This is a genomic window from Arcanobacterium phocae (assembly GCF_900105865.1).
GTDB classification, from domain to species: Bacteria; Actinomycetota; Actinomycetes; order Actinomycetales; family Actinomycetaceae; genus Arcanobacterium; species Arcanobacterium phocae.
Genome location: NZ_LT629804.1, coordinates 613,096 through 628,398 on the forward strand (window position 1 = coordinate 613,096; position 15,303 = coordinate 628,398).

Genomic DNA, 15,303 nt, shown 5'->3' on the forward strand with positions numbered 1-15,303 from the left:
GCTACTTAGCGTAGCAATCAGTTTACAGCAGGTCAGGAACCTACTCTTACTGACCACCGCCAGCAGTGAAGATATTCGTGGAAATCTGCTGAAGATTGTTGCGCAGTTGCTCTAATTCTTGCTTTGCCTTCTCTAATGCTTGACGGGTCGCAGGCCAAGTCTCACCGCGGAACCTTTCGGCAAGTGGACCATCCCAAACGTTAGGATCTGAAAGGGTCTGACCCTGGTGATCCAATGCTTGGATCTGATCAGTTAAACCACCGTTAATGATCGATTGCATTTGATTAATTGCAGACTTTGCTTCTTCAGTTGATAGTACGCGAGACATGCAGTAGCTCCTTGAAATAGATAAGAACCCGCACTGATGCACAGGCCCATATAAACATAAATAGGTCAATAATGAATTTAACACGGATAGATCCGATCTGCCTATATTTGGAAGGTGTTTAATGGTAAAATGCGCTCTGGTTATAGTTTGTAAAATGCTACTGTGCGGAGATGGTTATGGGGAAAATACGGCAACTCAAAAGTAAATATGTGGTGATGATATTGTCTATATGTCTGGCTTCGTTGGTGGTGGTCTGCGCTCCTCCTAGCTATGCTCAAAAGCCAACAGATGAATTGTCAGGTATAAATGTGACCATTGCAGAAGACGGAACAGTCACTGGGATCGAAAAATCAACGGGGAAGATATTTACCCCAAACGATGATGTGTCCAGTCTGCCATTCCGGATAGTTGTTACCTACTCTCGAGATGGAAAAGTTTCATCGGATCCGCGCATCATCAATGGGTATTCCGGGCCTGTGCGCATGGATGTAGCAGTTTACAACACTACCGGGAAAACTGAAACAATCAGTGCAGACATTGACGGTAAGGAAGTCGCTCGTCGGGCAGTAATCTCAACTCCTCTGACAATTGCAGGTAGTGCAGAACTGTCTGACGTCGATCCAGATCGCGTATACACAGAAGCCAATCATCCTGCTGGTCAGGATATTATCGGCAATGGTATTTTAGGGAAAAATGACGAAGGAACAACTACCGTGCAGTGGGCGGCGTTGACTGGAATAGATCCTTTGGGGTCAGTCGCTCGTTTCTCTCTCGTTGTGGATGCAGATAAGTTCACGATACCTGTTGTGAATCTTGCAATAGCGCCCGGGTTTGGAGTGCAGGGTGTTTCTTCTCAAGATGAAAACGACTTGGTTATATCAACCCTCCAAACGCTATCTCAGGCAGGGAAAATCCTTGACGAATCGGGCCAAGCGCTAGAACAAGCACATAACCAATTGACACAAGCTGGATCGCGGATTGGATCCCAAACAATTAATGATTTACAGATTTCAAATTCACGTATTGAAGAAAATGCTCGAGCAACAGTAGCGACACTTTCGCAGGTTAGTCAGCAGGCATCGGCGACATTTGAAAATACCGGTTCTGTGGTGGCACAACAGCTAGCCCAGACCACACAAACAGTTAAAGAATTATTGGGTGATCCAGAAGATGTTCAGGAGATTGTTCACGTTGATGGTGCTAAATGTCAAGTGACAACAAAGGATAACGCAGAAATATCTGATGGTGAAAGTGAAAAAACCAACGGGCAAGCCACTACTGTTTTAGCCGTGATACGAAACGTATCGCAACGTCTTGAAGGATTAGCTCAGACTACCGGGGAGTGCCAAGCAATCCTTCTGCAAAATTTTCAAAATTCCCTTGGAACAGAAGCGCCTGATGAGGACAAATGTGACGGCGAAGCGCACAACTTAACGTGCGCATTGTATAAAAATCAGAAAAAGTTCCAAGAAGAATTTCACAATCTGACGGCACGAAATAGCGAATTAGCTCAGCGTTTACGTGCAGATTCGCGAGGAAGCTCATTTTCTAGTATTGCTCTCCTCGAAGGAAAAATTAGAACACTGCAAGATGCTATTAGTACACTTGGGCAGCAAGGAGCTGAGCTGGATGTTATAGAACGTCTAGGAAAAGTTGACGCATCTATTACTGACGTAAAGCAAAATATTGGTGCTGTTAGAAATCAAGTGGGAGATATTCATAAAAATGTGAATAGTATATTGGAAACCACCGGTAAGCAAACAAGCAAAATAGATGAATTGAAAAAAGAAATATGTCTAGCTTCTGGCTTGACACAGCAGGAAGGAAAGTCGAGTAATAAGACGCCTACCATCGACAAAAAAGAAGCACAAAAGCTTGTAGGGCTACTTTCTGACACAGATTGTCCACAGGACGATCCTGGGAAAAATAACTCATACATTGGGAAAAATCCTACAAAAAATAACAATAATCTGGCTGTATATAGCTCTGAAACGCGCGCGCTTCTGCAAGAGATGTACAGCGAGACAAATACAGAGTTGACACAGGCTGAGCAAGAAGCGTTCGGATCTGATTTGGTTCGTGCAATGAACGATACGGATAGCACCCTCGCAGAGATGGCTACTGACATCGAGTTAATTAAGAATTCGTATGTAAGTGACACACAAACATTTGAAAAGCTTATTACAAACCTTAAATCTGCAGCAGATGATGTATCTGACTCGTACCAAACCGTACAGAAGTCGACAACAAGTTTGCAGGAAGAACTACAAAAAGTTGCTGCTGACCTTGAAGAATATGTTGATTCGGTAACTCAACTATCGCAAGAAAAATCAAGTGAGCAGATGAATGGTTCACTCAAGTCCATCAAGGAAACAAAGCAGCATGTTAACGAATTATCAAACACTATCTTTGGTCGATACAGTCAGCAGCTGAAAGCTCAAGCACCTTTACTCTCTGAATTTGGCACTAAGGTTGTTGATGAAACAAATGGGCGGGTACAGGAACAAAGTCAGCAGCTTGCAACAAAGACGCAAACTCTGATGAAGAATAATTCCGCTCATGTACAAGAAGTTGCTGCCAAAGCAGTAGCTGATTCTGACGCTGTTGCAGTGTTGCTTTCGCAAGACATTGCTAAAGTTTTGGTAGATATTGGAAATAACACAAACAACGGTGGCGGTCTTCTCGGTGTTATTAGTACATCTTCGGGCTATCTCAAGGTTGCTGATAGCAAGATGTCAGATGCCAGTAGTCATGCTGCACTAGCTCGATCTCACCAACGTGCATCGTACGGTGATTCATTATTCGCAGATATACGCTTACGTGCCAGCTTAGCCCGGTTAGAAAAACCACTGACTCTTGTTATGTCTGATGAAAAAACGACCTCAACATGGATGAATGTTTGGTTGAAAGGAAGCAACAAGTGATGGCTCTCAATCAGTCAGTTAGCAAACGTAAAATATGGACACTTATTGCATCAGTTGCTGCCCTCAGCTTGGTTGTTACTTTTATCGTGCTTTGGTGGATTTTTAAAGATGCACCTAAAACTGAGCCTTTCGCAAGCTCAAAAGTCGAACTAGAAATAGGCGAAGTTCCGAATGATTTACGCATAGGATTAGTAGTTTCCCAGACAGAAAACTACGCCGAAGGCGGACAATGGCTAGCTAATGCGCACGGAGTCAGTGTAGCTGCGTGGCGACTAGAACAGGCAGGGGTGCACGTAGAAACCATTGCGGTATCGGATCAAGGAAGCAGTGAAGGTGCTCAACAAGCGGTAGAAGAACTCAAGAAACAGAACGTTTCCGGCATTATAGCAGTCACAAGTGGCCCTCATACACAAGTTCTTGTGGAGGCTGCACAAAAAGCGAATATTCCAATTATCCTTCCTTATGCTAGCGGAACGAGTGATGCAAAGAAAGGTACTTGGTATGGGCAACCACTACAAGCAGACATCGATAGTATTCTTCTTTCACATGCCCAAAAACTACATTGCTCGACGATGGCAACTACGAGAAAAATTGAAGGAATTAACAATGTTGAGGTGTCGATAAAAGAATCTGGAGAGTTATCGGCGAACTTGGCAGAAAACCTAGCCAACAATTCTAGTATGTGCGTTTTCCTTGATATGCGCACTCCGCAAATGGCAAATGTTGTATATGCTATCAAAGCAATACGATCTGACATTCCAGTATTTTTGGATGCTAGTGCCAACTCTTGGGATATCACTAAAGAGTTGATGCGGGATAATGGTGTTCCTACACAAGTTTTTACTTATGGAACCTCGTCGTTTAGGGCACGCGTATCTAGCCCAGAAACTTCAGAAAGTATTCGAGGATTTAATGAATCTATTGAGCAGATGAAAAAGATTAATGTTGCATCGATAGTAGATGACACCAAAAAGTTTAGGGATTTTGCTGAAGGTGTAGATACGCGTGGCTACGATGCTTTTATCGCTCTTGTTGGTGCAAGTGTTCATCAGCACTCATCGAATCCCCGTGAGGTAATGAACGGACTGGCGGAGATTAACTCGCAAGATCTACCGTTGCTGAGCCGTTATGATAATGATGCAGGGCAGAGTAGCAGCTATGTCAGCGGAAATCTTTTAGAGCTTAGCAGCGTACAAAGCCACCCAGTGTGGATCTCGCTAGACTAATTGGTACACTGCCGGAAAACTTATTCAGAATCTAGACGAAAAGATAATAATGCGAATAGTTATTGGGCAATCAAACAATGAACACGTTTATTTTGCGTCCAATATGGACCAAGAAACTACATTGCATGAAATTATCTTCACATCAGGTAATGATGTTCGAGATTTTGAAGAGATCTGGGTAGATGGTATCGCTAGTAGCCTTTCACAGACTGTTAAAGAGGCACACCTATATGAAGGATCCACAATAACGAACTATCCGACCTTGGGTGGTAGCGTAACGACTGCTAGTCCTTCACTAGAAAGCCAGTGGGAACTGCGGTGTATAGGTGGATTATCCAGTACTGAATCTTACCCGCTATGCGCTGGTCAAGTTCTTCGTATTGGAAGGTCAGATCAAGCAGACATTACACTTCACTCAGCTTCTGTGTCATGGTCGCACGCAGTGCTCAGCATTGATGAGCGTGGTGTGTGGATAGCGGACGATTCGTCGTCGAACGGAACTTTCGTTGACGGGCAACGTATTAATACCGAATCGACCGAACCAATTTTACTTACCGAAGGGAGCATCCTCGGATTAGGTGGAATTTGTTTGATACTTCAACGGCCTCAACCAGTTCCAACTCAGCCAGATCTTCCCTACACTGCTGGCGGTCTAATCGCATTCAATCGTCCACCTCGTGTGGCTTTACCGCCGCATAGTGAGCCAGTGAGTGTACCGGTAAAGAAAGATTCTCAAGGAAAAGCGCATTTTTCGTGGATTAGTGTCCTTGCGCCATTATTTATGGCGATGGGTATGGTGGCGGTTATGGGGTCGGCACGATACGCGCTCATCGCGTTATTATCCCCCGTTATGGCTGTTGGATCGTGGTTAGAGCAAAAACGACGGAATAAAGACAACGAAAAAGAAAACGAAGAAAACTATTGCCGCGATCTAGAAATAACTCGGCAAGAAATTATTGATGCAAGCGAAGCAGAACGGGTTCGTGATCGATTACAAACACCCTATCCACACGAACTAATAGAGACCGTTCAGCATGCCACACCTGCCCTATGGCAGGTACGGGCAAGTGACGAAGATTTTCTTACCGCCACCATGGGAACCACAAACCGGGAATTCACTCCACTTCGAAAATCATATAGTGGCCAATTGCAAGCACGAACACAAGAAGTATTCGACGAAGCAACAATCTTTGCTACACCCCAGATTGTTGACTTATGTAAAGGCCCTGTCGGCATATGGGGGCCACGAGAATCTAGTATGGCATTAGCTCGTTCGTTGCTCTGCCAGTTGGCTACTTCTTCTGGGCCAGGAGATTATCGGGTCGTTGTGCTAACCGACAAGGCACGTAGCGAAGATTGGCGATTTACCGCATGGCTACCGCATACTCAAACTGGTAATACTAATCCACATGAGCGTTTCATAGCTTTAGATTCCACTCAAGCTACAACAATGGCACGAATGTTACGGGATCAGCTAAACCAACCAGAAGCTGATGCAATGCTACTAGTGGTAGACGATATTTCTTTACTCCAAGGAAGAGATTGTCCCGTCCGAGACATACTCGAATATGATCGCAATGTTAACCAGCAACGACGTCGTAAACGACCCGTCACGGCAATTATTTTAGCTGCACAAGCTAACGAACTACCTTCCATATGCCACAGCGTCATCGAAGTGAAATATGACAACGACGCAACACTGATGATTCCTTCCCAAGCAAAGACTACTGAGTCGATCACCATATCTGGGATTAGTGCAAGTGAAGCTCAAGAATGGTCGCGCATGTTGGCTAGATTTGACGATCCGAATGCGTCTGCGGGCGGTGGTGGATTACCAAGCCTAGTTCACTTATTTGATCTATTAGGATTCAACCGGAGCACTATTGATGGCTCAACAATAACGAAGTCGTGGGATTCTTTTGATGGATACAATGTTCCATTGGGTGTTTACGAGGACGGAATATATACCTTTGATTTAGTCAAGGACGGTCCACACGGACTGGTTGGAGGAACTACAGGATCGGGTAAATCTGAGCTACTGCGTTCCCTTGTTGCTGGTTTGGCAGCAAAAATTGATCCGGAACATTTGACGTTTATTCTTATAGATTTTAAGGGAGGGGCCGCATTCGCCTCACTTGATCAATTGCCACACACCATTGGCACACTTTCTAATCTAGAATCATCATTAGCCTATCGAGCCTTGAAAGCACTCGAAGCAGAACTGGCGTGGCGGCAAAAATGTTTTTCCGAAGCCGGAGAAAACGTAGATAATATTGATGCCTATCTTGCAACCCGCCCGGCTCAGCCAATGCCACGATTACTGGTAGTTGTTGACGAATTTGCGCAATTAGCAAAAGAGTATCCAGATGTACTGACATCATTGGTGTCGATCGGTGCGGTAGGGCGAACACTGGGCGTACATATGATTCTTGCGACGCAGCGTCCGGCAGGTGTTGTTAATGACGATATCTTAGCGAATACTAATATGCGTGCAGCGCTTCGTGTTCAAAGCCGCGAAGATTCTTCAAATGTTATCGGAGTGCCGCTAGCTGCAAGTATTGGGCGCAACCAACGCGGGCGAGCATATATCAAGCTTGGAGAGGAAGACATAACACCAATCCAGACTGCACTAGTTACCGGTGTGAGTGGAATTAAACAGACAAACGATCTTTTTGTTGATCCGATGATTTTAGGAATGCCCCCTCAAGATCACACTGTCACCACTAGCACAGATAGCAACAATGACATGGAAGTATTGATTGAAGCTATTAAAGAGGCGAACAAAAAGAAAGGCTTCAAACCGGCTCGAAAAGTATGGCCAGATCCGTTAGAAGAACATGTGCGGTTGCGTCTTGAACATGCTTTGGACGACGACGAACATGCACAGCTCCAAGAAATACGTGCAGATAATAGAGCGAAATCAGTGATACAAGTAGGCCTATATGATGATCCGGATCATCAACAACAGTATGTATCTGGCTGGGATATTTCCGATGGCAACCTTGTGATCGCAGGCATACCAGGTTCTGGAACGTCGAGTGCGCTGGTGTCGCTGGCATTGCGGATAGCAGACACGTATGCTCCCGATGAGGCTGACATACTTGTTCTAGATGCGGGAACATCGTCGTTGAGTGCACTTGAAGAGTTATCGCACGTTCGCGGGTTTGCTGGAGCAGGAACAGCAAACCGGGAACTCCAAACACGGTTGTTGCGTTACTTGCATAATGAGTTAGAGAAGAGGACTGCCGATTCGCAGCAAAAATATCCTAAAGTTTTTGTTCTTATCGACGGTTTAACAGTGCTAAAAGAAGAATATAATGACATTGACGGAACGCAGTTGCTAGAACAGTTCTATCGAGTGTGGGCAAAAGGACCTGCATTGGGGATCCATTGTGCCGCAACCACTAATCGCCTCAAGGCGCTACCCACGGCAATTAATGAGATAACAAGCCAAAAGTGGCTTTTCCGATTGGCGGATAGCTACGATTACTCACTCGCCGAAATTGCTAGGGACAACCATCCAGCGCCGCTGCCAGGGCGATATGTTGATGCGTTGCGGTCACATCAAGCTCACATCGGATTAGCGCAAGATGCTCAACGCAGTATTGAGGAGATTAACAAGTCGTGGGGTCTTGAATACGCCCACAGACCGTTATTAGTGCAAAAGCTTCCGACGTTCGTTGAGCCGACTTTGCTAGCAGATTATGCACGTATTGGGACAGAACCATGGAATATTCCGATTGGAATGAGTGAAGCTGATCTGCAACCGCATATGCTTCACGCATATGGTGGAGAACATGTGTTAATTGCGGGGCCAGCACGATCTGGTAAATCAACAATGCTAGGGGCGATTCGTTCTGTTTTTGCTGCTGCTGCAAAGAAGAACAATATTGATTTGACCATTTTTACAGTGGCATCTCGACGTTCTACATTACATACGTTATTTGATGATGTTCGAGAGCATGATGAGATTTCAGCCGTTGTTGCAAGTGCTCAAGCATTATCTGGTCCATGTGTCATTTTAATTGACGATGGACACCTTGTTACTGATTCTGACCAGTCGTTATTCTCGCTGATCAAGAAGTCAGATCCGCGAATTCTCATTGTTGTTACCGGAAGAAATGAGGATTTACGAAACATGTACGACAATTGGATAAAAGAATTACGCAAATCTCGCTTGGGTGTTTTGCTGGCACCTAACGTTGATTTCGATGGACCTCTATTGGGTGCTCAGATACCGCGACGTTCGCCGGTGAATCTAAGTATTGGCCGTGGGTATGCTTGTCAAAATGGGGTAGTATCATTGATTCAAGCAGCTACGTTGTGGAAGGATCAGTAATGACTATCAAATCGCTACCGTGCGATTTTGGGTCAGCATACCGTATTGACAGCGAGATTGGGCAAGGGGCATCTGGCACAGTTTACCGGGGCACTAATAAAGAAACAGGGCAAGCTGTAGCAATTAAAATTCTCCATTCCCAATTACAAGGGGATTCAGAAATTCTGCATCGTTTCATCACTGAACGGCAGACACTAACACAACTTAATAATAATTTTATTATCGGAGTGGAAGACCTCGTCGTTGACGCTGGAATGTTAGGCATCGTGATGGAACTAGCGGCTGGTCCAACACTTGGTGAAATTCTGTCCACAAGCGGCCCCTTACCACCTTCCTATGCGTTAGCTATCGTTTCTCAAGTTGCTCAAGGTTTGGCCTATGCGCATAGCCAACACGTAGTTCATCGAGACATAAAACCAGACAATATTATTATTACTCAACCTAACAACATAGCTGATCCAGGCGTAAAGATTGCAGACTTCGGAATCGCAAAAATAATCGATGCTTCTTCAACCGCTACACAAATGGTGGGAACAGCACATTATATGGCACCGGAGTTCATTCAAGAAAACATAGTTAATCCCAGCGTTGATGTATACGCTTTGGGAATTTCGCTATATCAAATATTGTCGAATAGGTTCCCATTCGGAAAACCAGAAGATAATCCTTTCGCGATTGCTCAGCATCATCTACATTCCGTGCCACCGATACTTTCCGGTCTGGAACCTCGTATATGGGATATCGTCGCGCGGATGCTGGAGAAAAATGCGGAACGCCGGCCATCTGCGAACGACGTCGTCGAAATCATCAAATCGATACCGAACGACATACAAACACTATCGCCATTAGACACGTCAGATATGGAACTTTCCCCACATCCGCAAACGATACTGCGCGGTAGTAACAGTGGTGAAGGTGATTCCGGCGAATCTCTAACTCCGCACATACCTAATATCAATAGCGCATCGTTGCGAATGCTTGATCAGCCTGCGAATGCAACTATTTTAAAACTCACGCCGCAGAAGTCAGAAAAATCTTCGGTTGCACACCAAACTAAAAAACTAGCCAAACCCGCTAAGACAAAAGATCATATTCAAAAATATCTGATCATTACTTCAGTAGCGATAGCTGTGCTTGTGATGTTCGGCGTCGGCATATGGTATTTGACTAGCGGCGCAAAGGCAAAGAATTCACATCAGGAAGCTAATGTACAAGCAAACATTCCTTCGACGACGTATCCGTCAGGACTAGTTGTTGGACGGGAAGCAGAAATCGCTGACAATAAGATTACATATACGATCACGTATTCCTCGGTGAAAACGCCACTATCTGGCAAAATCTATGAGTCAGTACAGAACGAAAAAACCTGTATTGAACCTGTGTGGTCTCCAAATAGCAACGCCACGCCACACAGCACCTCAATAACATCTATAGAATCAGAATGTGGCTGGACCTTGGCTTTGGATCGTATCCAGCAAAATCAACCAGTAACTGTTAAAGCAGAAATAAGCCTTGATGATCTAGATCTTTCCACATCTGAAGACCTGCAAAAATGGTTAACAGCTCAAGCCAGCCAGAATCAGGCGGATTTAAATGATTCATCCACTACATCTACTGCTTACCCATTGCAGCGCCTGATAGGTATGCATATCCAAGCGCCATCAAGAATTAATCAAGGAAACGTCATCCCTATAACAATAATAGGGCAGTGGCCAGGTGGTGAAAATACGTTAACTCCTATTTATACAACTCCGTCAACTCCCAATCCGACGAGTATTTTGCATGATATTACCGGCGGAGACTTGTCCGGCCTCCGGTTAACGGATAGGTGTTCGGGTGCAGTTTCTGTTACACCTGATGGGCATGATATGAGTGCGCTTCATCCAGCAACATGTCAAATAGGGGCAACTGTTGGGAATTATGACGTGCCGGAAGTTCCCCTTACAATCACGTCTACAGGATCGTAACACGCTCAAAATCTCGCCCAGCGAAACGATAGCAGTCTATAGCGTGCTACCGTGCTGGATTTCGAGATTTTGTGCAGGGATCCCCGGCGGGCCAGGGCAATCGGACTGGCTAACCGGGCTAATCGGACTGGCTAACCGGGGTGATGGGCCCGGGCCAACGCCGGCTACTGACCTGCGATAAACTGCTCGCGCTCGGCGCGCAAATCAGCCACCCCCGGCACATCCAGTGGCGCAAGTGAATCCCCGGTAGCCATGGCAATGAGCATATCTGCCAGCTGCGGGTTACGTGCCAAGACCGGGCCGTGCATGTAGGTAGCAAAAACCGATCCTTGCACTGCGCCGTCAATCCGCCGACCATCAACCTCAGTCACATAACCATCAGGCGTGCCAGCCAAAACTAGTTTCGGATCGGGCGTGCGCGAATCGTTAGTACGCGCCGGTGCAACACCCGGAACGCCATTACCAGTACCGAACGTGACCAGCCCAAAAGGCGAAGCATCCGGCCCGAGCGCCGTACCGCCACCATGATTCTCAAAACCATACAGCGTGTCGGTTACCCCGCGGGCAGCCAGCCCCGGCCCAGGTTCGCTCCGCAATTCGCCAATCGCGCGCAATCCTTGGGGGAGAGTGACGACGTCGAGCAGGCCAGCCCCGGCAGTTTTCTTGCCGTCTGCGTCAGTATAGTAAGTGCCGAGCACCTGCAAGGCGGCACAAATCGCCAGCACCGGCCGGCCAGCAGCCACCGCGCGGGCTAGCCCAGAATCGGCTGCGAGTTTGCGAGATGCAATGGTTTGGGCAATGTCTTCGCCCCCGCCGAGAGTGTAAATATCGAGCGAGTCCGGGATGGCTTCGTCGATACCTACATGAACGATTTGCGCATCGATTCCGCGAGCCTGCGCCCGAAACGCCAAAATCTCAGCGTTTCCCGAATCGCCGTATGTGCCTAACACTTCTGGCAGAAGCACTCCAATACGTAAACTCATACCTCATAGCCTCGTTTCCTTAATGCTGCGCGGGTGTCGCGGAATGACGTGTAGTTCAGCAGAACATCAACATCGCCAGGCGGGGTGGCCTGGATGGCGTCCACCGGATCGGCCACGAAATCGGCTGCTACGCCGGCATAGTGGAGGCGCACGTTGAGGTCGGCGCCGCGTTCACCACACGCCCAGACCTGCCGAGTGGCGAGTTGAGAGAATTCGACGTCCCACAGCCAGGACAGGTCGACGCCGTCGGCCACTTGCCCGTTGATTCCTACCACGAGGGCTGCGCCGGGGCGAAGCATAGTTAATGATTCTTGCCAGCCAGCCGGGTTTTTCGCCAGCAATAACCGTACGTTTCGCCCGTCGATGTTCATGTTCGCGTACCGTCCAGCCACCGACGAAACGCCGGCAATACCGCGGGCGGCGACCTTCGGGTTCACGCCGAGCGCATGGGCTGCGGCGAGTGCTTGGCTCGCATTGGAACGATTTGCACGGCCCGGAAGATTGACGACGACGTCCGTGGTTCCATCTGGTCCATGCACCTGCATGGGAACACCAGGCTGATAGTTGGACTCTGCCACGCTCCACGACCAGTCTGGGTAGGGGCGCGCAAAGGTTGACGTGTCGGATGTGCCGAGGTCTGCATCAAGGCCAACGGCCCGCCACCACACCTGTGAATCTTGACCCGAAGCTGGCGGAACCTGTGAACTGGACGGGTGGGCTCGTTCGTCGTCGCCATAAACAATGATTCCGCCGGTGCGCGGCGAGGTGAGCGAATCGCCGGACCAGCCTTGGCCGGCAGCCACCCATACTGGATTGTGAGAATCCCAGGCGGCGGAGGTCATGAGTGGATCGTCGATGTTGGCGATCACGGTGGCGTTCGGGTGAGCGTCGATGGCGCTGCGTAACCGGCGTTCGATCGAGGCGATTTCGCCAACGCGATCCAGCTGGTCTCGGCTCAGATTCAGGAAAACGAAAACGTCTGGGTTAACTTCTTGAGCTACGCGCGCCACCCACATTTCATCCACTTCGAGGACGGCGACGTCAGCTTTCGGATCCTGCAGGACGGCAGCTAAAACGCCGGGGAGCATATTGTCCCCGCCACGATTGGTTGCCACACTCAGGCCACCGGCGGTGACTGCCTCCGCGATCATTCGTGTGGTGGTGGATTTACCGTTCGTGCCAGTAATGACGACTACTTTCATGCGCTGGGTTAAATCGCGCAGGAGGTTCGGGGCGATCCGGGAAGCTACCCGGCCACCGATCATGCCGCCCGAGCCACGGCCTAGTGTGCGCGACGCGGTAGCAGCAAGATGCCCGGCAATCATGCCAGCAGTATTGCGTAAACCAAGAAAAGTCATGAAGTAATTCTACTGTACGCGCACAAAATCTCGCCCAGCGGCACGGTAGGGGTCTATAGCGTGCTACCGTGTGGGATTTCGAGATTTTGTGCGGGGGTCTAGCCGGCGGGCAACGCGGTTGCCGCGGCCAGCCACTGCGGCCAGCCACCAGCGCATCCGGCATAAAAAATCGACCCAGCGGGATAATTCACCACTGGGCCGAAACGCGCGCTCGAAGGGACTCGAACCCCCAACCTTCTGATCCGTAGTCAGACGCTCTATCCATTGAGCTACGAGCGCAGTGTTCGTTGGAACGTCCTCTAGCTTACAACGATTTCCGCCAAGATGCTAACTAAAAAACGTGGCGTAGGAAACACTTAGGACGGTGGTTGGTGGGCGACAGTCCGCAGCCACCGCCCAAACTACTATTAATAGCCGAAAATCAGCGGTCCGACCCATACGGTGAACACGGTTATTAGGGCAATGCTGATGATGTTTAGTCGCATGCCGGCCTTCATCATCTGGCGGATCTTGATGAATCCAGAACCATACGCGATTGCGTTTGGTGGGGTGGCTACCGGCAACATGAATGCGCATGTTGCCGCCAGTGCCACTGGAATGACGAGTGCTTCAACAGGAACACCCATGCCAATTGCTACCGCGCCGATTATTGGTAAGAAGGCGGCCGCAGTGGCGGTGTTGGAAGTCATTTCAGTCAGGCCGATGATGAGCGCGGTAACGATGACTACGATAACTACCAGTGGCAGTCCAGCGAGAATTTGAGCGTGGTCGCCGATCCATAGTGATAGGCCGGAAGATCCGAATGCGGCGGAAAGGGATAGACCGCCACCGAACAGAATCAGGATGTCCCACGGAATGTCTTTCGCAGTGTTCCAATCCAGCAGCGCGATGCCTTGTTTTGGCTTAGCTGGTGTTACAAAGAGTAGCAACGAAACGATCATGGCGATGCCGGAATCGTTGATTGGGGTTTCGGGCCAGATGACTGGCAGGAAAATCCATGCCAACCCGGCGCCAATGAAAATCACGCCTACCGTGATTTCTTGCATTGTCACCGTCCCCATTGCGGCGAGTTCGCGCTGAATAATTGCTTTCCCGCCGGGAATTTCGTCTATTTCTGGCTTATAGATGCGGACCAACACTGCCCATGCCAGAAGGAGGAACGTCCATGCCATTGGTGCGGCGAAGAGCATCCATTGTCCAAAACTTAACGTGATTCCGTGGGTTTCTTGAAGGTAGGCGCGCAGTAGAACGTTCGGTGGGGTTCCGATCAAGGTGGATAGAGACGCGATTGACGCCGAGTACGCTATTCCGAGCATGAGAGCAGTTGCGAATTTCGGATAGCGCAAGGTGGGGTTGGCGCCGTCGTCGGAAACGTTCCCAACTGTGTTCAAGATTGACAGGCCGATCGGCAGCATCATCACGGCGGTGGCGGTGTTTGATACCCACATGGAGAGGAAGCCGGTGGCGATCATGAAGCCGAGGATGAGGCGCTTTGGGCGCGTGCCAACGAGTAGTACCGTGATAAGGGCGATGCGGCGTTGCAGGTTCCAGCGTTGCATGGTGAGTGCGAGGAAGAATCCGCCCATGAAGAGGAAGATCGTATCTGAAGCGTAGGGCGCGGCCGCGGCTTTGATGGGGACGACGCCGAACGCCGGGAACGCAATAAGTGGGAGGAGTGCGGTTGCGGGTAGGGGTATTGCCTCAGTCATCCACCATAGACCCATGACGACGGCGATCGCGGCGGTGATGGCGAGGTCGTGCCGGGTGACGTCCATGTTCTTTGCGGCGAATGTTTCGCGTAGCGAATCGGAGATGGTGTCCGGGAAGATGAAGTAGACGAGTGCTCCGAGGAGGAGCCCACCGACCACGGGAAGGAAGTGGCGGATGAGCGCATTTCCGATTTCCGGCTGGGCTTGTGAACCTTCGGAGATTGCGGTGCTTTCGTGGGTGATTGGGGTGGGCATGGGGTCCTCCAGTTTTGTCTCAAGGAGTGCTAGCGGGTCGTCATAGGAAAACTGTAACCCACATCATAGGACTTTGGTACCGATTTTGGGAAAGTCATTAAAAGTCATACGTCTGATTAGTTCCACAATGCTATAACGGCACTATTGCTGAGAACGAGCAAATTAGGGATGCCTATGGAACGATGGAAGGGTATTTGGCGATCATTCAACGACG

8 protein-coding genes and 1 tRNA gene are annotated in these 15,303 nt (G+C 48.8%); 4 read left to right on the forward strand and 5 right to left on the reverse strand.

The features are described from left to right. Positions 1 to 46: 46 nt before the first annotated feature. Positions 47 to 328, reverse strand: a complete 282-nt coding sequence (locus BLT51_RS02615) for a pyrophosphorylase (RefSeq protein WP_091279578.1) — start codon at positions 326 to 328, stop codon at positions 47 to 49. A gap of 308 nt (positions 329 to 636) precedes the next feature. On the opposite strand from BLT51_RS02615, the gene BLT51_RS02620 reads away from it, so the two are divergent. The 4 genes from BLT51_RS02620 to BLT51_RS02635 are packed head-to-tail and all read left to right on the forward strand — an operon-like array spanning position 637 to position 10,784. Continuing rightward, positions 637 to 3,252, forward strand: a complete 2,616-nt coding sequence (locus BLT51_RS02620) for a hypothetical protein (RefSeq protein WP_091279581.1) — start codon at positions 637 to 639, stop codon at positions 3,250 to 3,252. Beyond that, complete coding sequence (locus BLT51_RS02625; protein WP_091279584.1) at positions 3,216 to 4,478, forward strand: ABC transporter substrate-binding protein; 1,263 nt, start codon at positions 3,216 to 3,218, stop codon at positions 4,476 to 4,478. The genes BLT51_RS02620 and BLT51_RS02625 overlap by 37 nt, the downstream gene beginning before the upstream one ends. Before the next feature lie 49 nt (positions 4,479 to 4,527). Next, a complete protein-coding gene (locus BLT51_RS02630) occupies positions 4,528 to 8,817 on the forward strand; it encodes an FtsK/SpoIIIE domain-containing protein (RefSeq protein WP_091279587.1) in 4,290 nt (1,429 codons plus the stop codon). Further along, a complete protein-coding gene (locus tag BLT51_RS02635; protein WP_091279589.1) occupies positions 8,817 to 10,784 on the forward strand; it encodes a serine/threonine protein kinase in 1,968 nt (655 codons plus the stop codon). Before BLT51_RS02630 ends, BLT51_RS02635 begins: the two co-directional genes overlap by 1 nt. Positions 10,785 to 10,948: 164 nt before the next feature. Here the strand turns inward: BLT51_RS02635 and BLT51_RS02640 are convergent, their stop codons facing one another. From BLT51_RS02640 to BLT51_RS02655, 4 genes are all read right to left on the reverse strand, one after another. Continuing rightward, the gene (locus BLT51_RS02640; protein WP_091279592.1) at positions 10,949 to 11,767 is read right to left on the reverse strand and encodes a type 1 glutamine amidotransferase; all 819 of its coding nucleotides are present in this window, start codon (positions 11,765 to 11,767) and stop codon (positions 10,949 to 10,951) included. Continuing rightward, positions 11,764 to 13,125 (reverse strand): MurT ligase domain-containing protein, encoded by a 1,362-nt coding sequence (locus tag BLT51_RS02645; RefSeq protein WP_197672587.1) that lies wholly within the window; start codon positions 13,123 to 13,125, stop codon positions 11,764 to 11,766. Before BLT51_RS02645 ends, BLT51_RS02640 begins: the two co-directional genes overlap by 4 nt. 206 nt (positions 13,126 to 13,331) lie before the next feature. Beyond that, positions 13,332 to 13,404, reverse strand: a tRNA-Arg gene (locus tag BLT51_RS02650). Positions 13,405 to 13,532: 128 nt separating this feature from the next. Then, positions 13,533 to 15,089, reverse strand: a complete 1,557-nt coding sequence (locus tag BLT51_RS02655; protein WP_091279595.1) for an SLC13 family permease — start codon at positions 15,087 to 15,089, stop codon at positions 13,533 to 13,535. Positions 15,090 to 15,303 lie beyond the last annotated feature (214 nt).